This window comes from Leclercia sp. M-A074-M (assembly GCF_965195605.1).
In the GTDB taxonomy this organism is placed as follows: domain Bacteria; phylum Pseudomonadota; class Gammaproteobacteria; order Enterobacterales; family Enterobacteriaceae; genus Enterobacter.
Window position 1 is genome coordinate 213,646 of sequence record NZ_CBDAHM010000009.1, and the last position, 21,484, is coordinate 235,129.

General features: G+C 56.2%; 18 protein-coding genes, 5 tRNA genes and 1 other RNA gene. 16 read left to right on the forward strand and 8 right to left on the reverse strand.

What is annotated here, in order from left to right; all coding sequences use genetic code 11:
• Positions 1-26 precede the first annotated feature (26 nt).
• The 5 genes from ACOKCT_RS18810 to ACOKCT_RS18830 all read right to left on the reverse strand — a co-directional run bounded on the left by ACOKCT_RS18810 (position 27) and on the right by ACOKCT_RS18830 (position 4,988).
• Positions 27-1,307 (reverse strand): MFS transporter, encoded by a 1,281-nt coding sequence (locus tag ACOKCT_RS18810; protein WP_103177780.1) that lies wholly within the window; start codon positions 1,305-1,307, stop codon positions 27-29.
• 96 nt (positions 1,308-1,403) lie between these two features.
• Positions 1,404-2,342 carry a sugar kinase gene (locus ACOKCT_RS18815; protein WP_156653706.1) on the reverse strand — a complete coding sequence of 313 codons (939 nt, stop codon included), beginning with the start codon at positions 2,340-2,342 and terminating at the stop codon, positions 1,404-1,406.
• A 3-nt stretch (positions 2,343-2,345) separates the two neighbouring features.
• The gene (locus ACOKCT_RS18820) at positions 2,346-3,095 is read right to left on the reverse strand and encodes a sugar phosphate isomerase/epimerase family protein (protein ID WP_114385542.1); all 750 of its coding nucleotides are present in this window, start codon (positions 3,093-3,095) and stop codon (positions 2,346-2,348) included.
• A gap of 102 nt (positions 3,096-3,197) precedes the next feature.
• Positions 3,198-4,214 (reverse strand): LacI family DNA-binding transcriptional regulator, encoded by a 1,017-nt coding sequence (locus ACOKCT_RS18825; RefSeq protein WP_420193774.1) that lies wholly within the window; start codon positions 4,212-4,214, stop codon positions 3,198-3,200.
• Positions 4,215-4,325: 111 nt separating this feature from the next.
• Complete coding sequence (locus tag ACOKCT_RS18830) at positions 4,326-4,988, reverse strand: OmpA family lipoprotein (protein WP_103177784.1); 663 nt, start codon at positions 4,986-4,988, stop codon at positions 4,326-4,328.
• Between the two features lie 168 nt (positions 4,989-5,156).
• Here ACOKCT_RS18830 and ACOKCT_RS18835 point away from each other — a divergent pair, with 168 nt between their 5' ends.
• Positions 5,157-7,484 carry a molybdopterin guanine dinucleotide-containing S/N-oxide reductase gene (locus ACOKCT_RS18835; RefSeq protein WP_103177785.1) on the forward strand — a complete coding sequence of 776 codons (2,328 nt, stop codon included), beginning with the start codon at positions 5,157-5,159 and terminating at the stop codon, positions 7,482-7,484.
• On the opposite strand, the gene ACOKCT_RS18840 is transcribed toward ACOKCT_RS18835, so the two are convergent.
• A complete protein-coding gene (locus tag ACOKCT_RS18840; protein ID WP_103177786.1) occupies positions 7,447-7,893 on the reverse strand; it encodes an N-acetyltransferase in 447 nt (148 codons plus the stop codon). The genes ACOKCT_RS18835 and ACOKCT_RS18840 overlap by 38 nt on opposite strands.
• Positions 7,871-8,452: a DNA-3-methyladenine glycosylase I gene (gene tag, locus ACOKCT_RS18845; protein WP_103177787.1), complete on the reverse strand. Its 582-nt coding sequence runs from the start codon at positions 8,450-8,452 to the stop codon at positions 7,871-7,873. Before tag ends, ACOKCT_RS18840 begins: the two co-directional genes overlap by 23 nt.
• 179 nt (positions 8,453-8,631) lie before the next feature.
• Here tag and ACOKCT_RS18850 point away from each other — a divergent pair, with 179 nt between their 5' ends.
• The 10 genes from ACOKCT_RS18850 (at position 8,632) to dppF (ending at position 19,376) form a co-directional block, all read left to right on the forward strand.
• On the forward strand, positions 8,632-9,336 hold the full coding sequence (locus tag ACOKCT_RS18850) for an autotransporter domain-containing protein (protein ID WP_103177788.1): 705 nt from the start codon (positions 8,632-8,634) through the stop codon (positions 9,334-9,336).
• A gap of 205 nt (positions 9,337-9,541) precedes the next feature.
• The gene (locus ACOKCT_RS18855) at positions 9,542-10,744 is read left to right on the forward strand and encodes an MFS transporter (RefSeq protein ID WP_103177789.1); all 1,203 of its coding nucleotides are present in this window, start codon (positions 9,542-9,544) and stop codon (positions 10,742-10,744) included.
• Positions 10,745-11,010: 266 nt separating this feature from the next.
• The gene (eptB, locus tag ACOKCT_RS18860) at positions 11,011-12,702 is read left to right on the forward strand and encodes a kdo(2)-lipid A phosphoethanolamine 7''-transferase (protein ID WP_103177790.1); all 1,692 of its coding nucleotides are present in this window, start codon (positions 11,011-11,013) and stop codon (positions 12,700-12,702) included.
• 91 nt (positions 12,703-12,793) lie between these two features.
• Positions 12,794-12,870, forward strand: a tRNA-Pro gene (locus ACOKCT_RS18865).
• Between the two features lie 33 nt (positions 12,871-12,903).
• Positions 12,904-13,035: non-coding RNA, RtT sRNA (locus ACOKCT_RS18870), on the forward strand.
• Positions 13,036-13,677: 642 nt separating this feature from the next.
• Positions 13,678-15,285: a dipeptide ABC transporter periplasmic-binding protein DppA gene (gene dppA / locus ACOKCT_RS18875; RefSeq protein WP_103177792.1), complete on the forward strand. Its 1,608-nt coding sequence runs from the start codon at positions 13,678-13,680 to the stop codon at positions 15,283-15,285.
• Positions 15,286-15,447: 162 nt separating this feature from the next.
• Entirely contained in the window at positions 15,448-16,467 is a 1,020-nt protein-coding gene (gene dppB / locus ACOKCT_RS18880; protein WP_103177793.1) for a dipeptide ABC transporter permease DppB, read from the forward strand.
• 9 nt (positions 16,468-16,476) lie between these two features.
• Positions 16,477-17,373, forward strand: coding sequence for a dipeptide ABC transporter permease DppC (dppC, locus tag ACOKCT_RS18885; RefSeq protein ID WP_103177794.1), 897 nt, complete (start codon positions 16,477-16,479; stop codon positions 17,371-17,373).
• Positions 17,374-17,383: 10 nt separating this feature from the next.
• Complete coding sequence (dppD, locus tag ACOKCT_RS18890; RefSeq protein ID WP_103824372.1) at positions 17,384-18,376, forward strand: dipeptide ABC transporter ATP-binding protein; 993 nt, start codon at positions 17,384-17,386, stop codon at positions 18,374-18,376.
• Positions 18,363-19,376, forward strand: coding sequence for a dipeptide ABC transporter ATP-binding subunit DppF (gene dppF / locus ACOKCT_RS18895; RefSeq protein WP_103177796.1), 1,014 nt, complete (start codon positions 18,363-18,365; stop codon positions 19,374-19,376). The genes dppD and dppF overlap by 14 nt, the downstream gene beginning before the upstream one ends.
• A gap of 51 nt (positions 19,377-19,427) precedes the next feature.
• Here the strand turns inward: dppF and coaA are convergent, their stop codons facing one another.
• Entirely contained in the window at positions 19,428-20,378 is a 951-nt protein-coding gene (coaA, locus tag ACOKCT_RS18900; protein ID WP_103177797.1) for a type I pantothenate kinase, read from the reverse strand.
• Between the two features lie 336 nt (positions 20,379-20,714).
• Between coaA and ACOKCT_RS18905 the strand changes: the two genes are divergently transcribed.
• From ACOKCT_RS18905 to ACOKCT_RS18925, 5 genes are all read left to right on the forward strand, one after another.
• Positions 20,715-20,790: transfer RNA gene (locus ACOKCT_RS18905), tRNA-Thr, on the forward strand.
• A gap of 8 nt (positions 20,791-20,798) precedes the next feature.
• Positions 20,799-20,883 (forward strand) — tRNA-Tyr (locus ACOKCT_RS18910).
• Positions 20,884-21,000: 117 nt separating this feature from the next.
• Positions 21,001-21,075 (forward strand) — tRNA-Gly (locus ACOKCT_RS18915).
• A 6-nt stretch (positions 21,076-21,081) separates the two neighbouring features.
• Positions 21,082-21,157 (forward strand) — tRNA-Thr (locus tag ACOKCT_RS18920).
• Positions 21,158-21,275: 118 nt separating this feature from the next.
• Positions 21,276-21,484: GTP-binding protein (locus ACOKCT_RS18925; protein ID WP_021242225.1), on the forward strand; the 209-nt coding region annotated here is incomplete at its 3' end.

The following is a 21,484-nucleotide window of genomic DNA, read 5'->3' on the forward strand; positions in this document are numbered from 1 at the left end:
CTAATCTCCGTTGATTTTAAAAGGATTCAGGCGTGGCGTGCGCCGACGGGAATATTTTGATTATTAGCAGGCTTAACAATTAAAGTAAGCCACACCGAGGCAAAAAGCGCCACCCCCATAAAGATGTACGAGGCTGACGGGCCGCCGGTCACACCGTTCAGATAGCCCACGAACCATGAACCAAAGAACGAGCCCAGCGCACCCATGCTGTTGATGAGTGCCATCGCGCCGCCCGCCACGTTACGCGGCAGCATTTCCGGGATGATGGCAAAGAACGGACCATACGGGGCATACATCGCCGCACCGGCGATCACCAGCAGCGTATAGGAAACCCAGAAGTGGTTCGCGCCCACCGCCCACGAACCGATAAAGGCACAAGCGGCAATCAACAGCAGCGGCCAGACGAACAGCTTGCGGTTTTGCAGTTTGTCCGACGCCCAGGAGACCACAATCATGGCGATGGTTGCAGCCAGATAAGGCACGGAGGAGAGCCAGCCCACTTCAACCATGCCGAGGTTATCGCCCGCGCTACGGATGATAGACGGCAGCCACAGAACAAAACCGTAAACGCCGATACTCCAGGTGAAATATTGCATGCACAGCAGTACCACGTTGCGGGAGCGGAAGGCTTCGCCGTAGTTACGCACCGCTTTCAGTCCCTGCTGCTCTTTATCCAGCTGCGCCTGCAGGGCCGCTTTTTCATCTTCAGAGAGCCATTTGGCCTGGGCCGGTTTGTCTTTCACCAGCACCCACCAGCAGAAGGCCCAGATAATGGCCGGCACACCTTCAATAATGAACATCTCACGCCAGCCGAAGGACTGGATCAGATATCCGGAGACCACCGACATCCACAGTACCGTGACCGGGTTGCCGAGAATAAGGAAGGTATTGGCGCGCGAGCGTTCGGATTTGGTAAACCAGTTGCTGATGTAGATCAGCATCGCGGGCATGACCGCCGCCTCCACTACGCCAAGAATAAAACGAATGGCCGCCAGCGCCGGGATGTTATTCACCACCCCGGTGAGGGAGGCGCAGGCACCCCAGAGGATCAGGCAGATGAAGATCAATTTGCGGACGCTGCGGCGTTCGGCATAGATGGCGCCAGGGATCTGGAAAAAGAAGTAACCGAGGAAGAAGAGGGCCCCCAGCAGCGAGGAGACGCCTTTGGTGATCCCCAGGTCTTCCGTAATGCCTGCGGCAGACGCGAAGCTAAAGTTCGCACGATCAAGGTACGCCAGGCTGTACGTGATAAACACGACAGGCATGATGTACCACCAGCGTTTTACTGCGTTTGTTGCATTGTTCATAGGCTTGCCTCTGTCGTTGAGGGGGTTACCGCCGTTGTCTGTAGGGTACACGGTGGTTTAATCGTTAGCCCACTCTCCCCTGTAGGGAGAGGGAAGTTATGCGTCCAGTTGCGCCCGGGTGGGTAATCCTTCGCTGTCGCCCTGAACCTGGATCGCCAGCGAGCCGATAACATTGCCGCGCGTGACGGCCTGATGCAGCGTTTTGCCTTCCAGCAGGGCGCTGACCACACCAACAGCAAAGCCGTCTCCCGCGCCGACGGTATCGACGACGTTCTCGACCTTCACTGCCGCCACGGCACCCTGCTCGCCATCGGCGGTTTTATACCAGGCGCCGTCGGCACCGGTTTTCAGGATCACGGCCTTCACGCCCCGGTTCAGGTAAAAATCGGCGATCCCTTCCGGGGTGTTTTCCCCGGTCAGGATGAGGCCCTCTTTCAGGCCGGGTAGCACCCAGTCGGCCTGGAAGGCGAGGTGGTTCAGCTTCTCCACCATCTCCGCTTCGCTTTTCCACAGCACCGGGCGCAGATTGGGATCGAACGAAAGGGTTTTCCCCGCGGCTTTCATGGCGCCCGCCGCGTGATCGAGCAGGGCGTAAGAGCTGGCGGACAATGCGGCCGCCACGCCGCTCAGGTGCAGATGTCTTGCGGCGGTAAACCAGATCGGATTGAAATCTTCAACGGAGAGATGGCTGGCTGCCGAGCCTTTGCGGAAATACTCCACAATGGGATCGGTTCCATCGGTGACTTTCGATTTGAGCTGGAAGCCCGTCGGATAACGGTCGTCTATGGTCACGCCTGCGGTCTCGATCCCCTCTTTCTTCAGGGTGTCGAGCACAAACTGGCCGAAGCTGTCATTGCCGACGCGGCTCACCCAGCTCACCTTCAGGCCCAGGCGCGCCAGGCCGGTGGCGACGTTCAGCTCGGCACCCGCGACGCGCTTCATAAAGCGATCGACTTCGCTTAAGTCGCCGGTGTGGGTAGCCACAAACATGGCCATCGCTTCACCAATGGTGATGACATCCAGACTATTCGGCATCGCTTACGCCTCCCGCAGTAAATTGACGTAATGACGGGTGACCGCCGTCAGATCGGGCCCTTCAAGCGGAAACTCGATCCCGCGTGGGACATCGCCGGGCAGTTGCTCCAGCAGGGCCTGCCAGCGGGTGCTGTCCTGGTCCGGCGGTACGGCGCGATACTGCTGCTGATGAGGAACGGCGGCCTTAACGTGGATATAACTCACCGCGGGCGCCAGATGCTTCGCCGCTTCTTCCGGTGACTCACCCACCCACAGCCAGTTGCCCATATCGAATGTCAGCGTGACCGGCAGGCTCATTACCCGGCAGGCCGCCTTGAAGCGCTGCATCGGCGCCAGCTGGCCGCAACGCGTCTGGTCGTTTTCCACCACCAGCGTCATGCCGGTGTCATCGAGCAGGGCGCGCAGCGCATCGAGCTGCTGCTTATCGCTGAAGTTGCCGAGGGAGACTTTCAGCCACAGGGCGTTGAGCGTCGCGGCCTCGGCAAGGTAGCGGGGCAGCAGTGGGTTGAGGGTGCCATCCGCGCTAAACAGTGCATCGGGGGCGGAGTAGCAGGCCAACAGGCCGAGCAGTTCAATGGACTCGGCAAGGGTGGGTAAGGTTGCCAGTTCGGCATCGCTGAATAACTCCCGGCGGATCTCGACGCCATCGGCACCTGCCCCGGCGATAACCGGCAGCATGGCGCGCTGCCCACCCGCTTGCCGTACCTGGTCAGCGCCATACGCGGCGGTGACAACAATAATTTTTCTGCCCATCGGCGGACTCCATCACGTAGCTGATACTCTTTACGCTAGATGGAACCGGTTCCAAAGAAAAGTTCAGGATGCCGGATTTATGATCGCCATCACGAAGGGGAATTAACGCGCCGTGGAACCGCGCACGATGAGCTCCCCGGAGAAGACCTGCTCCCGGACCGCTTCATCGGCGCCGTTGATCCGGCGAATCACCTGCTCGACGGCGGCGAAGCCAATCTGCCAGGTGGGCTGTTTGAGGGTGGTGATGCCGACACCGGCCAGCTCGGCCCACTCCAGCTCGTCAAAGCCCAGCAGACCGATATCGCTGCCCCAGTGCAGGCCGATGCGCTTAAGCGATCGGGCGACCTGTAGCGTTAAGGCGCCGTTAGCGGAGATGACTGCCTTGCGCATGCCGCGATGACGGGTATGGAACTGGCGCAGGGCACTGTCCATCTGTCCGGCTTCATGGAGGGGGATTTCGACGTTCTCAGCGATCACGCCAGTATAACGGGCGAGGGTCGCGCGAAACGCGCTGAGGCGCTCGCGACGGGTGTTGACCATCCCCAGCGGTTCGCTCAGGAACAGAATCGCTTCAAAGCCTTGTTCTATCAGGTGTTCCGTGGCGGTGGTGGCGGCCTGGGTGTTGTCCAGCCCTACCACATCACAGGCGAAATCCGGGATTTTGCGGTCAATCAGCACCATCGGCAGGGCGGACTGTTGCAGGCGGTTCAGTCCCTCTTCACGCATTCCCACGGCGTTAACCACAATGCCCTCTACCTGATAGCTGCGCAGAAGATCGAGGTAGTGCAGCTCCTGGTCAAGTTCGTTGTTAGTGTTACACACCAGCGGGGTGAAGCCTTTTTCCCGGCAGGCGGCTTCGATGCCGCTGAGGACGTTAACAGAGTAGGGGTTGGTGATATCGGCGAGGATAAGCCCGATCAGGCGGGTTCGCCCGCGCTTCAGTCCCCGGGCCATCAGGCTGGGACGATAGTCGAGTTCGGCGATGGCCTGTTCAATGCGGGCTAACAGCGCGTCGGACAGCAGGTGTTTTTCGCCGTTGAGGTAACGGGAGATGCTGGTCTTACCGGTTTTTGCGGCTTTCGCCACATCGCTGATGGTGGGCCGTGTTGATTTGCTCATCGCTGGTTTCCTTGCCTTGGGTGAGCATACCTTAGCGCGAAAATGCCCGGTGGCGCTACGCTTACCGGGACGACTGGCCGGGCAGGGCGATGCCGCTACCCGGCACACCCCTTACTGAATCGGGCTTAAGGTGATCTCAACGCGACGGTTCTGCGCCTTGCCTTCCGCCGTGCTGTTGCTGGCGATCGGATTCGCCGGGCCCATACCGCTGGTGCGAATACGGGTCGCCGCTACGCCCTGGGTGATCAGCGAGCTGGCCACCGCATCAGCACGTTGCTGGGAGAGACGCATATTCAGATCCTGGCTGCCGGTGCTGTCGGTATAGCCCAGCACGTTCACCGCAGTTTTTTCGTACTCCTTGAGCACCATCGCCACGCCGGTCAGGGTATTGGCCCCCGCCGGTTTCAGCGTTGAGCTGTTGCTGTCGAAGGTGACGTTGTTTGGCATGTTCAGAATGATGTTATCGCCACTGCGGGTTACGCTCACGCCGGTGCCCTGCATTTTGTCGCGCAGCTTCGCTTCCTGCACGTCCATGTAATAACCGACACCGCCGCCCAGGGCTGCTCCTGCTGCGGCGCCAATCAGCGCCCCTTTGCCGCGATCTTTTTTCGAGGAGGAGAGTGCGCCAACACCTGCGCCGACCAGGGAGCCGAGGCCTGCGCCAATGCCTGATTTACCCGCTTCGCGTTCGCCGGTGTAAGGGTTCGTTGTGCAGCCTGAAACAACCAGTGCGCCGCTCACCACGGCGGCAATCATAAGTGCGCTTTTTTTCATCTTCTTTCCTTAAGCTTTTTTATTCTTTGCCACGATGGGCGTGGCGGTTGATTATGACGTCCAGTTACGGAGAAAATTCCGGGGATAACTCTTAAATTTGTGTCTAATCATAAACAGCCTCAATGAAGGCTGAGAAAACCTGCAACCGGCAATCCAGGAGCACACGCTGTGACCACTTCAACGAAAACCATTCTGACTGCAGCCCACTGGGGGCCCATGCTGGTCGAGACCGACGGCGAGACGGTGCTGTCATCCCGCGGCGCGTTGCCGACAACCTATCCCAACTCCCTGCAGACCGCGGTGCGCGACCAGGTGCACAGCAAAACCCGCGTGCGCTGGCCGATGGTGCGTAAGGGCTTTCTCGCCTCGCCGGATAATCCGCAGGGGGTGCGTGGGCAGGATGAGTTTGTGCGCGTAAGCTGGGATGAGGCGCTGACGCTTATCGATGCGCAGCATAAACGTATTCGCCAGAGCTATGGCCCATCGTCCATTTTCGCCGGTTCGTACGGCTGGCGTTCCAATGGCGTGCTGCACAAAGCCGCAACCCTGCTCCAGCGCTATATGAGCCTGGCGGGCGGCTATACCGGCCATCTGGGGGACTACTCCACCGGTGCGGCGCAGGCCATCATGCCGTATGTGGTGGGCGGTAACGAAGTGTATCAGCAGCAGACCAGCTGGCCGCTGGTGCTGGAGCACAGCGAGGTGGTGGTGCTCTGGAGCGCCAACCCGCTCAACACCCTTAAGATCGCCTGGAACGCCAGCGATGAGCAGGGCATCCCCTATTTCGACGCGCTGCGTAAAAGCGGCAAGCGCCTGATCTGCATCGATCCGATGCGCTCCGAAACCATGGATTTCTTTGGCGAGCGCGCCGAGTGGATCGCCCCGCATATGGGCACCGATGTGGCGATGATGCTCGGCATCGCCCATACGCTGGTTGAGAATGGCTGGCAGGATGAGGCGTTTCTTGCCCGCTGTACCTCCGGGTATGAAAAATTTGCTGACTACCTGCTTGGAACGACGGACGGTATCGCCAAAACCGCCGAGTGGGCCGCCGACATTTGTGGCGTTCCGGCAGATAAAATTCGTGAACTGGCGGCGTTATTCCACAATAACACCACCATGCTGATGGCGGGGTGGGGGATGCAGCGCCAGCAGTTTGGTGAGCAAAAACACTGGATGCTGGTCACCCTCGCGGCGATGCTCGGCCAGATTGGTACGCCGGGTGGCGGCTTTGGCCTGTCGTATCACTTTGCTAATGGCGGTAACCCGACGCGTCGGGCGGCGGTGCTGGCCTCGATGCAGGGTTCGGTCAAGGGCGGTACCGACGCGGTGGATAAGATCCCGGTCGCCCGCATTGTGGAAGCCCTGGAAAATCCCGGCGGTTTTTATCAGCACAACGGCCTGGATCGCCACTTCCCGGATATCCGCTTTGTCTGGTGGGCAGGCGGGGCTAACTTTACCCATCATCAGGATACCAACCGCCTGATCCGCGCCTGGCAAAAACCGGAGCTGGTGGTAATCTCCGAATGTTTCTGGACGGCGGCGGCGAAGCATGCCGATATCGTGCTGCCGGCGACCACCTCGTTTGAACGCAACGACATGACCATGACCGGCGACTACAGCAACCAGCATATGGTGCCGATGAAGCGGGTTGTGGCGCCGCGCGATGAAGCGCGTGACGATCTTGATGTGTTTGCCGAGCTGAGCGAGCGCTGGGAGCCGGGCGGCGGCGAGCGTTTCACCGAAGGTAAAACCGATCTGGAGTGGCTGGAGACGTTCTATGAGATTGCCGGGCAGCGCGGCGCGGCACAGGGAGTGACCTTAGCACCCTTCGCCGAGTTCTGGGAAGCCAATGATATCGTCGAAATGCCGGAATCTGAGGTGAACGCCAGATTCGTGCGCTTCGCGGATTTCCGTCGCGATCCCGAGGGCCATCCGCTTAAAACCGAGAGCGGCAAAATCGTGATTTACTCCGAGCGGATCGCCAGCTTCCAGTATGCCGACTGTCCGCCGCACCCGATGTGGCTGGCGCCGGACGAGTGGCATGGCAATGCTGAGCCGGGGCAGTTACAAATTCTCTCTGCCCATCCGGCGCATCGTCTGCACAGCCAGTTGAACTACTCCTCACTGCGCGAGCAGTATGCGGTGGCCGGACGCGAGCCGGTGACGCTCCACCCGGATGACGCCAGCGCGCGCGGTATTGCCGATGGCGACGTGGTCCGCGTCTGGAACCATCGCGGGCAGGTCCTGGCAGGCGCGGTGGTCAGCGAGGGCATCAAGCCGGGGGTGATCTGCATTCATCAGGGGGCATGGCCGGATCTGGATCCTGATAACGACGGGATTTGTAAGAACGGGGCGGTCAACGTGCTGACCAAAGATCTCCCCAGCTCGAAGCTGGGGAATGGCTGCGCGGGAAATACTGCGCTGGCGTGGCTGGAAAAATATCAGGGGCCGGCGCTTACGCTGACGGCGTTTGATCCGCCTGCCAGCTCATAAGCCAGGTCGGGTGTTGGGTATCTTCCTGCCAGGCGCTGTCTTCAATGCGAAAGCCCTGAGCGTGGTAGAAATTCACCGCCCGATTGTTCTTCTGGTAGACCTCGAGACTTAAAGAGGGGTAGCGCTGCTGAACATGTTTTATCAGCGCATGCCCGATCCCTTTGCCCGCAAAGGCCGGATCGACAAACAGCGCGCCGATAAACCGGGATTCCATCACGCTGATAAACCCGCGAAGCTGGCCTTTCTCTTCCCATACCCATGTCTCGGCCGACGGCAGGTAAACCTCTCGCACCACCGCTTTGCTCTCCAGCCAGTATTGCGCATCGATAAAGGGATGGGCGACGGTGGTGCTCTCCAGCCAGAGTGTCAGCAGGGGCTCGACATCGTCATTGAGCCATTTGCGGATCATGTTGACCTCCGGGGTGACAGTGGCAGGCGGTGACGTGATCGTTGACCAGCCCGCAGGCCTGCATAAAGGAGTAACAGATGGTGGTGCCCACGAATTTAAAGCCGCGCTTTTTCAGCGCCTTCGACAGGGCATCTGAGGCTGGCGTAGAGGTGGGGATCTCTGCAAGCGTCGCCGCCTGGGTCACCTGCGGGATGTTATCGACAAAAGACCAGACGAAATCGGAAAAGCGCTCGCCGTTCTCTTCCATCGCCAGATAGGCCCGGGCGTTGCCGATAATGGCTTCGATTTTGCCGCGATGGCGGATAATCCCCGCGTCCAGCACTAACCTGTCGACATCGGCAGAGGTCATCCCGGCGACAAGGACCGGATCAAACTGGTGAAAGGCCTGACGATAGTTTTCCCGTTTTTTAAGCACGGTGATCCAGGATAAACCGGCCTGCTGACCTTCGAGACAGATCATCTCGAATAAATGCTTTCCGTCAGTTTCCGGTACGCCCCACTCTTGATCGTGATAGGCGATATAAAGCGGATCCTGGCTAACCCAGCCACAACGTTGCATCGTTTCTCTCCCTATTTGCTCCTGAAATTACAAAAATTTCAATCGACCCGGCTTGACGTGTCACCTAAAGAGACAATAGTTAATACAGGTTGATACGCAACATCCCTCATGTTGCAACCTGGCCTCAATTAAACAAACACAAATATCGCCGAACTCGGCTCTTCTCTGGAGTCGCTTTGATGATGATAAAAAATATCAGTGGCCGCCATGCCGTGACAGGTATGGCGAGCTTGTTGGCCTGTCTGATTTCAGGCAACACAGCAAACGCCTGGCAACAGGAATATATCGTTTCGGATACAAAAAGTAATACCACCGAGCGTTATACATGGGACGACGATCACCAACCGCGGTATGAGGACATTCTCAAAGAGCGGATCCTCTCCTCGCAGAATACGCCCGGTTTAGCGCTGAATTTACCTGATTCCTCTCCTGTGGAGGCTACCAGCTCAATGAGTGTGGGCTGGAGTATTCCCGTGGCCCGCCGTTTCACGACCGGACCGGTTGCCGCCTGGCACTATGACGGCTCCACGCCCAATATGTACAACGAGTTTGGCGATAGCGTGAACACGCAGTCGCTGATCGACCCGCTGTGGCACGCCAGCGTAAGTACGCTCGGCTGGCGCGTGGATACGCGCGTGGGCGATGTGCGACCGTGGGCGCAAATCAGTTATAACCAGCAGTTCGGTGATAATCAGTGGAAAATGCAGTCCGGCCTGGGACGCCTGGTGCCGTCCACCCAATATGGTAACTGGATGGATGTCACCGTCGGGGCCGATATGCTGATCAATCCTCATATGGCGGCCTATGCCTCGATGTCGCAGGCTGAAAATATGACCACCGGCGAGGATTACCTTTATACCCTCGGCGTCAGCGCCAGGTTCTGAATTAGGCACGTAAATCGCCTGTGCAGCGCCGGAAGCGAGCCTTCTCCGGTGCGGTTCAGACGGTTGTCCAGGCCATTCATTCCTGATTTTCGGCATTTCATTCCACGCCCTCTGCATTTCATGCCGTTTTACCCCTGGTAAGGTAAGGTTTTGGATATCGTTGTCAGCAGTGAATTTCCCTTTTTTCTGCTGCAGGACAACTGCCATGAACACTTCAACTTACAACCGCACCCGCTGGCTGACCCTCTTCGGTACTATCGTGACCCAGTTCGCTCTGGGGTCGGTCTATACCTGGAGCCTGTTTAACAGCGCCCTTTCCGACAAACTCAATGCCCCGATAAGCCAGGTGGCTTTCTCCTTTGGTTTGCTGAGCCTGGGCCTGGCGCTCTCTTCGTCCATCGCCGGTAAATTACAGGAACGCTTCGGCGTGAAGCGCGTCACGATGGCTTCCGGTGTGTTGCTGGGGCTGGGCTTCTTCCTGACCGCCTATTCCAACAATCTGATGATGCTGTGGCTGAGCGCCGGGGTGCTGGTCGGGCTGGCGGATGGTGCAGGCTATCTCTTAACCCTGTCGAACTGTGTGAAATGGTTCCCGGAGCGTAAAGGGCTGATCTCCGCCTTTGCCATCGGTTCTTATGGCCTTGGCAGCCTGGGCTTCAAATTTATCGACAGCCAGTTACTCGCCACCGTCGGCCTTGAAAAGACCTTTATGATCTGGGGCGCAATCGTGCTGGTGATGATCCTGTTTGGCGCTACCCTGATGAAAGATGCGCCGCAGCAGGAGGTGCAGACGGTCAATGGCGTTGTCGAGAATGACTTTACGCTGGCCCAGTCGATGCGTAAGCCGCAGTACTGGATGCTGGCTGTGATGTTCCTGACGGCCTGCATGAGCGGTCTGTATGTGATTGGCGTAGCGAAAGATATCGCCCAGGGGATGGTAAAACTGGATGCGGCAACAGCGGCCAACGCGGTAACCATTATCTCTATCGCCAACCTCTCTGGTCGCCTGGTGCTGGGGATCCTCTCCGATAAAATTGCCCGTATCCGTGTCATTACCCTCGGCCAGGTGGTTTCCCTGGTGGGAATGGCGGCTCTGCTTTTCGCCCCGCTCAACGAAGTGACCTTCTTTGCGGCTATCGCCTGCGTCGCGTTTAACTTCGGCGGCACCATCACCGTCTTCCCGTCGCTGGTCAGTGAGTTCTTCGGCCTGAATAATCTGGCGAAAAACTATGGCGTTATTTATTTAGGTTTTGGTATCGGCAGTATTTGCGGTTCGCTTATTGCTTCGCTGTTCGGCGGTTTTTATGTGACTTTCTGCGTAATATTCGCCTTACTTATCCTGTCTCTGGCCCTGTCCACCACTATTCGCCAGCCGCAGCGTGAAGTGTTGCAACAAGCGCATGCTTGATTAAAACTACCTCTAAGGGCCGGATATTCCGGCCCTTTTTGTTTTTATAAACTGTAAAGAACAGGCCGGTTGTAGGCCATCGGACTTGTTTTTTTGTAAATATTTGCAGGGATCACATTCTCTGCTGCCACTTTTTCTTTTCCCTGTGGTCTACTTACCGCGCTTAAAGACGTTTCTTATAACGTACTCCCAGGCAATGAAATAACCTGTTCACTTTTTGACCAAGAGTGAAGCGGCTCTACTTTACCTTTTTCCAGGTTGCATTAATGAAATATATCAAAGCGATGACGCAACAAAAGCTCAGCTTTTTACTTGCGTTGTACATCGGTCTGTTTATGAATGGCGCGGTTTTTTTCCGTCGGTTTGACGGTTACGCGCAAGACTTTACCGCCTGGAAAGGAATCGCTGCGGTCGTTGAACTGGTTGCTACTGTACTGGTTACCTTCTTTTTACTGCGTTTGCTGTCGCTGTTTGGCCGCCGTGTCTGGCGGGTACTCGCCACGCTGGTGGTGCTGTGCTCGGCAGGTGCCAGCTATTACATGACCTTTATGAACGTGGTGATCGGCTACGGCATTATTGCTTCGGTGATGACCACAGATATCGACCTCTCGAAAGAGGTGGTCGGTTTACACTTTATTCTCTGGCTGGTTTGCGTCAGCATCCTGCCGCTACTGCTTATCTGGAACAACCGCTGCCGCTATACGTTGTTGCGCCAGCTGCGTACCCCCGGACAGCGCACCAGAAGCGCTGCGGTGGTGGTGCTGGCAGGCTTAATGGTCTGGGGACCTATCCGCCTGCTGGATTTACAGCAGAAGAATGTCGAGCGTACCTCCGGCGTGGATATGCCGAGCTATGGCGGCGTGGTGGCGAACTCCTATCTGCCTTCAAACTGGATCTCCGCGCTGGGGTTATACGCCTGGGCGCAGGTGGATGAATCTTCCGACAATAAATCGCTGTTGAATCCGGCGAAGAAATTCACCTATCAGGCGCCTTCGGATCTGGATGACACCTACGTTGTCTTCATTATCGGTGAAACCACGCGCTGGGATCACATGGGCATTCTGGGCTATGAGCGGGATACCACACCGAAACTGGCGCAGGAGAAAAACCTTGTCGCCTTCCGCGGTTACTCCTGCGATACCGCGACCAAACTCTCGTTGCGCTGCATGTTCGTGCGTGAGGGCGGGGCGAGCGATAACCCACAGCGAACGCTGAAAGAGCAGAACGTTTTCTCAGTGCTGCGTCAGTTGGGCTTTACCTCCGACCTCTATGCGATGCAGAGCGAGATGTGGTTCTACAGCAATACCATGGCCAACAACATTGCCTACCGTGAACAGATTGGCGCTGAGCCGCGTAACCGCGGTAAAAGCGTGGACGACATGCTGCTGATCGACGAGATGCAACGCTCGCTGGAGAGCAACCCGAACGGTAAACATCTGATTATCCTGCATACCAAAGGGTCGCACTTTAACTATACCCAGCGTTATCCGCGTAGCTTTGCGAAATGGACGCCGGAGTGTAAAGGCGTGGATAAAGACTGCAGTAAACAGCAGCTGATCAACTCTTACGACAACTCGGTGACCTATGTGGATCACTTTATCGACAGCGTGATTGACCAGCTGCGCGATAAGAAAGCCATTGTTTTCTATGCCGCCGACCACGGTGAGTCGATTAACGAGAAAGAGCACCTGCATGGTACGCCGCGCAAGATGGCCCCGCCGGAGCAGTTCCGCGTACCGATGATGGTGTGGATGTCTGATAAGTATCTGGAGAACCCGGAGAAAGCCAAAATGTTTGCGCATCTTAAAGCGCAGGCGGATATGAAGGTGGCTCGTCGTCATGTGGAACTGTACGACACCATTCTCGGTTGCCTCGGTTACACCTCGCCGGACGGCGGGATTAACGAGAATAACAACTGGTGTAAAGTGCCGGACAGCGCCGCGAAAGCCGCAAAGTAACGGGCCTGGCGACTTTATAGCCGATCGAAAGGCTTTTGCAAAATAAGGGATTGACGGAGGCAGAGCGTAGCAGTAAGATGCGCTCCGCATTCGGCGAGTAGCGCAGCTTGGTAGCGCAACTGGTTTGGGACCAGTGGGTCGGAGGTTCGAATCCTCTCTCGCCGACCACATTCGAAACCCCGCTCTTTGAGCGGGGTTTTTTGCATCTGAAGGTTATGAGGATGAGAACCTCCGGGGCAGGAGGTTCGACTCGAGCGAAGCGAGAGAACGTTGCTTCAGCAACGGCCCGCAGGGCGAGTCACGGAGTGACGAGTTATCCTCTCTCGCCGACCACATTCGAAACCCCGCTCTTTGAGCGGGGTTTTTTGCTTTTATGGGTTACAGTAATACACCCCATCAGAACGTTATTATTCAAAAGTAATTAAAATAGCGGTTACCGCGCTTTCCCCCTGCCTGTTAACGATTATGTGACATATTCCATTGTATTTTTTTATATATGGAATGATCTTTTTTCGCGTTGCTTATACATAACCTCAGCATTTTCCCCTGTGCGTTTTAACGTTCACGGCATTTAGTGCGCAGATAATCGCCATTCTGTAAGAAAATTTACCTCGGTTGAATAAATGTTAATCACTGGTTGTAGCAGAATGCATAGAGAGTTGTGCTGCATCATGGCGGGTAGCATAAATTTCCCTGCTGAAAATAGGCCCCGGTGGTTTTTTTAATCTTTGTTTGCCAATTCTCACACTTAGCGTAAATCCCCGTCACCTGTATTGACGTTTTCACATTCTGTTGACAGATTGTAGGGCACGAGGGGCATTTCAGGGAGGATCTGCGCTGCAACTCAGTCGCTCTTCTGAAAGGAATCTCCATCCCTTATCACGCCTTAGGGCAACACCGACCAGACCGGGTAAAAAAAAATTAAAGGTCAGGCGGAGTAACACAACAAAAACATCACATTGGAGCAGAATAACAATGAGTATTTCCTTGAAGAAGTCAGGGATGCTGAAGCTTGGTCTGAGCCTGGTAGCCATGACTGTCGCAGCAAGCGTACAGGCAAAAACCCTGGTCTACTGTTCTGAAGGCTCGCCGGAAGGCTTTAACCCACAGCTCTTTACCTCTGGTACAACGTACGACGCAAGCTCTGTACCTATCTATAACCGTCTGGTTGAATTCAAAACCGGTACTACGGAAGTTATTCCGGGTCTGGCAGAGAAGTGGGACATCAGCGAAGACGGCAAGACCTACACCTTCCACCTGCGCCCGGGCGTGAAGTGGCAGGACAGCAAAGAATTTAAACCTACGCGCGACTTTAACGCCGACGACGTGGTGTTCTCCTTTGACCGTCAGAAAAATGCCCAGAACCCGTACCACAAAGTATCCGGCGGCAGCTATGAATACTTTGAAGGGATGGGTCTGCCGGATCTGATCAGCGAAATCAAAAAAGTGGACGACAACACCGTTCAGTTCGTGCTGACCCGTCCGGAAGCGCCATTCCTGGCTGACCTGGCTATGGACTTCGCCTCTATTCTCTCTAAAGAGTATGCGGACAACATGCTGAAAGCTGGCACCCCGGAGAAAGTTGACCTGAACCCAATCGGTACCGGTCCGTTCCAGCTGCTGCAGTATCAGAAAGACTCCCGCATTCTTTACAAAGCGTTTGAAGGTTACTGGGGCACCAAGCCGCAGATCGACCGTCTGGTCTTCTCCATCACGCCTGACGCCTCCGTGCGTTACGCCAAGCTGCAGAAGAACGAGTGCCAGGTTATGCCGTACCCGAACCCGGCTGACATCGCGCGCATGAAGCAGGATAAAAACATCAACCTGATGGAGCAGGCGGGTCTGAACGTCGGCTATCTCTCCTTCAACACCGAGAAGAAACCGTTTGATGACGTGAAAGTGCGTCAGGCGCTGACCTACGCGGTGAACAAAGAAGCGATCATCAAGGCCGTTTATCAGGGCGCTGGCGTTGCCGCGAAGAACCTGATCCCACCAACCATGTGGGGCTACAACGACGACGTTAAGGATTACACCTATGACGTTGAGAAAGCGAAAGCGCTGCTGAAAGAAGCGGGCCAGGATAAAGGCTTTACCGTTGAGCTGTGGGCGATGCCAGTACAGCGTCCTTACAACCCGAACGCGCGCCGTATGGCAGAAATGGTTCAGGCTGACTGGGCGAAAATCGGCGTTCAGGCCAAGATCGTGACCTACGAGTGGGGCGAGTACCTCAAGCGTGCTAAAGCGGGTGAGCACCAGGCTGTGATGATGGGCTGGACCGGTGACAACGGGGATCCGGATAACTTCTTCGCGACCCTGTTCAGCTGCGCCGCGGCGAAAGATGGTTCTAACTACTCTCGCTGGTGCTACAAGCCGTTTGAAGATCTGATTCAGCCGGCGCGTGCCGCAGAAGATCACAACAAGCGTATCGAACTGTACAAACAGGCTCAGGTTGTCATGCATGAGCAGGCGCCAGCGCTGATCGTGGCTCACTCAACCGTGTACGAACCAGTGCGTAAAGAAGTTAAAGGTTATGTGGTTGATCCACTGGGCAAACACCACTTCGAAAACGTCTCTGTTGAATAATTAAAAGCGTAAGGGGTGCGACAGCACCCCATGCCCGGCGGCGCTGCGCTTGCGCGGGCCTACAAATGTAGGCCGGGTAAGCGCAGCGCCACCCGGCAGTAGTTTTGTGAGCAATACAGACGTCGCGCCTCCAGGCGTACGTCATTAGAGAGAATCCGGGTTATGTTGCAGTTCATCCTCCGACGTCTGGGACTTGTTATCCCTACGTTTATCGGTATCACCCTTCTCACCTTCGCTTTCGTCCATATGATCCCCGGTGACCCGGTAATGATTATGGCGGGCGAGCGTGGCATTTCTCCTGAACGTCATGCACAGCTGTTGGCCGAACTGGGGCTGGATAAGCCGATGTGGCAGCAGTACCTCCACTATATCTGGGGTGTGATGCATGGTGATTTGGGCATTTCGCTGAAAAGCCGTCTTCCGGTGTGGGAAGAGTTCGTACCACGTTTTAAAGCGACGCTGGAGCTCGGTGTCTGCGCCATGATTTTTGCCGTCGCCGTTGGTATTCCGGTGGGCGTGCTGGCTGCGGTAAAACGTGGCTCCATCTTTGATCATACTGCCGTTGGCCTGGCGCTGACCGGCTACTCCATGCCTATCTTCTGGTGGGGCATGATGCTGATTATGCTGGTTTCGGTGCAGCTGAACCTGACGCCTGTCTCAGGACGCGTCAGCGATATGGTCTTCCTCGATGACACCAATCCGCTGACCGGCTTTATGCTGATCGACACGGCTATCTGGGGTGAAGAGGGCAACTTTATTGATGCGCTGGCACACATGATCCTGCCTGCGATGGTGCTCGGGACAATCCCGCTGGCGGTCATCGTGCGTATGACCCGTTCGTCGATGCTGGAAGTGCTGGGCGAGGACTACATCCGTACTGCCCGCGCCAAAGGGCTGACCCGTATGCGGGTGATCATCATTCATGCACTGCGCAACGCCATGCTGCCGGTGGTCACGGTTATCGGTCTGCAGGTGGGGACGCTGCTGGCAGGGGCGATTCTGACCGAAACCATCTTCTCCTGGCCGGGCCTGGGCCGCTGGTTGATTGACGCGCTGCAGCGCCGTGACTATCCGGTGGTTCAGGGCGGTGTGTTGCTGGTGGCGACGATGATTATCCTCGTCAACCTGCTGGTCGATTTGCTGTACGGCGTGGTGAACCCGCGTATTCGTCATAAGAAGTAAGGGGCCATCATGTCACAAGTTACTGTAAATAAAGCTGCACCGGTGCCAATGACGCCGATGCAGGAGTTCTGGCACTACTTCAAACGCAACAAAGGCGCGGTGGTAGGGCTGGTATACGTTTCCATCATGATCCTGATCGCCGTGTTTGCGAACGTGCTCGCGCCGCATAACCCGGCGGAGCAGTTCCGTGATGCGCTGCTTGCACCCCCGGTATGGCAGGACGGCGGCACCCTGACGCATCTGCTGGGTACCGATGACGTAGGCCGTGATGTGCTTTCCCGTCTGATGTACGGCGCACGTCTGTCGCTGCTGGTTGGCTGTCTGGTGGTGGTGCTGTCGCTGATCCTCGGCGTGGTGCTGGGCCTGATCGCCGGTTACTTTGGCGGCCTGATTGATAACACCATCATGCGTATCGTCGACATCATGCTGGCTCTGCCAAGCCTGCTGCTGGCGCTGGTGCTGGTGGCGATCTTCGGCCCGTCAATCGGCAACGCCGCGCTGGCCCTGACCTTTGTTGCCCTTCCTCACTACGTGCGATTAACCCGCGCGGCGGTGTTGGTGGAAGTGAACCGTGACTACGTTACCGCCTCTCGCGTGGCGGGCGCTGGCGCGATGCGTCAGATGTTCATCAACATTCTTCCAAACTGCCTTGCGCCGCTGATTGTTCAGGCGTCGCTCGGTTTCTCTAACGCCATTCTCGATATGGCCGCCCTTGGCTTCCTTGGCATGGGTGCGCAGCCGCCAACACCGGAGTGGGGCACCATGCTCTCCGACGTGTTGCAGTTCGCGCAAAGCGCCTGGTGGGTCGTGACCTTCCCGGGTCTGGCGATCCTGCTGACGGTGCTGGCATTTAACCTGATGGGTGATGGTCTGCGTGATGCACTTGATCCCAAACTGAAGCAGTAAGAGGCACGAGATGGCGTTATTAAATGTAGATAAATTATCGGTGCACTTCGGTGACGTAGGCTCCGAGTTTCGCGCCGTAGATCGGGTCAGCTACAGCGTAAATCAGGGTGAAGTGGTCGGCATTGTGGGCGAGTCCGGTTCCGGTAAATCGGTAAGCTCCCTGGCAATCATGGGACTGATTGATTTTCCAGGCCGCGTGATGGCGGAAAACCTGGAATTTAACGGGCAGGATCTGAAGCGCATTTCCGAAAAAGAGCGCCGCAACCTGGTAGGTGCCGAAGTGGCGATGATCTTCCAGGATCCGATGACCAGCCTTAACCCGTGCTACACCGTGGGCTTCCAGATTATGGAAGCCATTAAGGTGCACCAGGGCGGAAACAAGAAAACCCGCCGCCAGCGGGCAATCGATCTGTTGACCCAGGTGGGTATTCCGGACCCGGCCTCGCGTCTGGATGTCTATCCGCACCAGCTCTCCGGCGGGATGAGCCAGCGCGTGATGATCGCCATGGCGATCGCCTGTCGGCCAAAACTGCTGATTGCCGATGAACCGACAACCGCCCTGGACGTGACCATTCAGGCACAGATCATCGAGCTGCTGCTGGAGTTACAGCAGAAAGAGAACATGGCGCTGATCCTGATCACCCATGACCTGGCGTTAGTGGCCGAAGCGGCGCATAAAATCATCGTGATGTATGCCGGGCAGGTTGTGGAAACCGGCAGCTCGCACGATATCTTCCGCGCGCCGCGTCACCCCTATACCCAGGCGCTGCTGCGCGCACTGCCGGAGTTTGCCCAGGATAAGGCGCGCCTGGCGTCACTGCCGGGCGTGGTACCGGGTAAATATGACCGCCCGACCGGCTGTCTGCTGAACCCGCGCTGCCCGTATGCTACGGACAAATGTCGCGTTGACGAGCCGGCGCTTAACACCGTGGACGGCGGCCGCCAGTCTAAATGTCACTACCCACTTGATGACGCCGGGAGGCCGAACTATGAGTACGCATGAGGCCACCATGCAACAGCCCCTGTTGCAGGCTATCGATCTGAAAAAACACTACCCGGTGAAGAAGGGGCTGTTTGCCCCTGAGCGCCTGGTGAAAGCGCTGGACGGCGTCTCCTTTACCCTCGAGCGCGGCAAAACGCTGGCGGTAGTAGGCGAGTCTGGCTGCGGGAAATCCACACTGGGTCGCCTGCTGACCATGATTGAAACCCCGACCGGGGGCGAGCTGTACTATCAAGGGCAGGATCTGCTGAAGCACGATCCCGACGCGCAGAAGCTGCGTCGCCAGAAAATCCAGATTGTCTTCCAGAACCCCTATGGTTCGCTGAACCCGCGTAAAAAAGTGGGGCAGATTCTGGAGGAGCCGCTGCAGATCAACTCCACGCTGAGTAAAGAGCAGCGTCGCGAAAAGGCGCTGGCGATGATGGCGAAAGTGGGGCTTAAGACCGAGCACTACGATCGCTATCCACATATGTTCTCTGGCGGTCAGCGTCAGCGTATCGCTATTGCCCGTGGTCTGATGCTCGATCCGGATGTGGTGATCGCCGATGAACCGGTCTCCGCGCTGGACGTTTCCGTCCGTGCGCAGGTGCTGAACCTGATGATGGATTTGCAGCAGGATTTAGGCCTGTCGTATGTCTTCATCTCGCACGACCTCTCAGTGGTAGAGCATATCGCGGATGAAGTGATGGTGATGTATCTGGGCCGTTGCGTCGAGAAGGGAACCAAGGATCAGATCTTTAATAACCCGCGCCATCCGTATACCCAGGCGTTGCTCTCTGCGACCCCGCGTCTGAACCCGGATGACCGCCGGGAGCGTATTAAGCTGACCGGTGAGCTGCCAAGCCCACTCAATCCGCCGCCGGGGTGTGCATTCAACGCCCGCTGCCGCCGTCGCTTTGGGCCATGTACCCAACTGCAACCGCAGTTGAAAGACTACGGCGGACAACTGGTGGCCTGCTTTGCGGTGGACCAGGACGAAAATGGCGAGAAGCCCCACGCGTAAGTGAAAAAAAACCGGCGAATTCGCCGGTTTTTTTTATTGGTTTGCGGGACGCTATTTCCGTAAACGGATTTGATCGACAGCGTGTTTTTCGCTCTTGGTGAGGATCAGGCTGGCCCGCTCGCGCGTTGGCAGAATGTTCTCTTTCAGGTTCACATAGTTGATCTCATTCCACAGTGCGGTCGCCACATTCACCGCCTCCTCTTTCGAGAGCTGGGCGTAGTTGTGGAAGTAGGAGTCAGGATCGGTGAATGCCCCTTCGCGGAACTTCAGGAAGCGGTTGATGTACCAGCTTTGCAGTAAATCTTCCGGGGCATCGACATAAATAGAGAAGTCGACAAAGTCGGAGACAAAGACATGATGCGGGTCATGAGGATAGTCCATCCCGCTTTGCAGAACGTTTAACCCTTCCAGAATCAAAATGTCCGGCTGGACCACGGTTTTGTCCCCGTCAGGGATACGGTCATAAATCAGGTGCGAATAGACCGGGGCCGTAACGTTCGGCACGCCGGATTTCAGATCCGACACGAATTTCACCAGACGGTGCATATCATAAGAGAGCGGGAAGCCTTTCTTCTTCATCAGACCGCGCTCCTTTAACACCTCGTTAGGGTGCAGGAAGCCGTCGGTGGTGATCAGCTCAACGCTGCGATGCTCTGGCCAGCGGCTCAGCAGCGCCTGCAGTACGCGCGCAGTGGTACTTTTACCCACGGCCACGCTGCCGGCAATACTGATGATATAAGGGATGCGCTGTCCGTTAGTCCCGAGGAACTGTTCCAGCACGGCCTGTCGACGAAGGTTGGAACTGATATAGAAATTCAGCAAACGTGACAGAGGCAAATAAATTTCAGCCACTTCTTCAAGCGACAGGTCTTCGTTTATCCCTTTTAACCGTGCGATTTCGCCTTCCGTTAAGGTCATCGGGACGGAGTCACGCAGAGCAGCCCACTGGCTGCGGCTAAACTGGAGATAAGGCGTCATTAACGTTTGCTCTTTTTTGCTCATAAGCATGCTTGAATGAGCCATCGCATCCCACAACAGAGGCTGGGTAGGGGGGAGTGGCACATCATTGATTAGTTAATTTTGGACAATGGGCAGGAGGTTAACACCAGATGAGCCGAATAATAAGAAAAAAAGTGGCCCCGTGTTGCGTTAAGCGGGAATCGTCACAGACCGGGTTTGAGTCTATTACGGGACAGCATATGGTGAATATTTGCGCGCGTCTGCCTGAAAATACAGCGTTATTCACTCTTCCAGCACAAAATGTGAGCGAAAGAACAATTTATGCAAATTTTTAGTTGCATGACTGCCCATGTCTCCATAGAATGCGCGCTACTTGATGCCGACTTAGCTCAGTAGGTAGAGCAACTGACTTGTAATCAGTAGGTCACCAGTTCGATTCCGGTAGTCGGCACCATCAAGTCCGGTGGGGTTCCCGAGCGGCCAAAGGGAGCAGACTGTAAATCTGCCGTCACAGACTTCGAAGGTTCGAATCCTTCCCCCACCACCACTTTCTGGCAGCGTTAACGCCGCCGGAGTTGGTTGAAAAAATTAACCAGCTCGAACTTAAAAAGAGAGAAATCTCTTTTTTTGTTACAGAAAGAACTGGGTAGCCGAGTTTCAGGATGCGGGCATCGTATAATGGCTATTACCTCAGCCTTCCAAGCTGATGATGCGGGTTCGATTCCCGCTGCCCGCTCCAATACGTGCTGATATGGCTCAGTTGGTAGAGCGCACCCTTGGTAAGGGTGAGGTCCCCAGTTCGACTCTGGGTATCAGCACCACTTCACTTCTCCCTCCCATTTCTCTCTGTTTCAATTTAAATGTATTCAACAGTTCAGGCATTTCGCCTGGTTGATGTGGTGATATCACCGATTTATCCGTGTCTTAGAGGGACAATCGATGTCTAAAGAAAAGTTTGAACGTACAAAACCGCACGTTAACGTCGGTACTATCGGCCACGTTGACCATGGTAAAACAACGCTGACCGCTGCAATCACTACCGTTCTGGCTAAAACCTACGGTGGTTCTGCTCGTGCATTCGACCAGATCGATAACGCACCAGAAGAAAAAGCTCGTGGTATCACCATCAACACTTCTCACGTTGAATA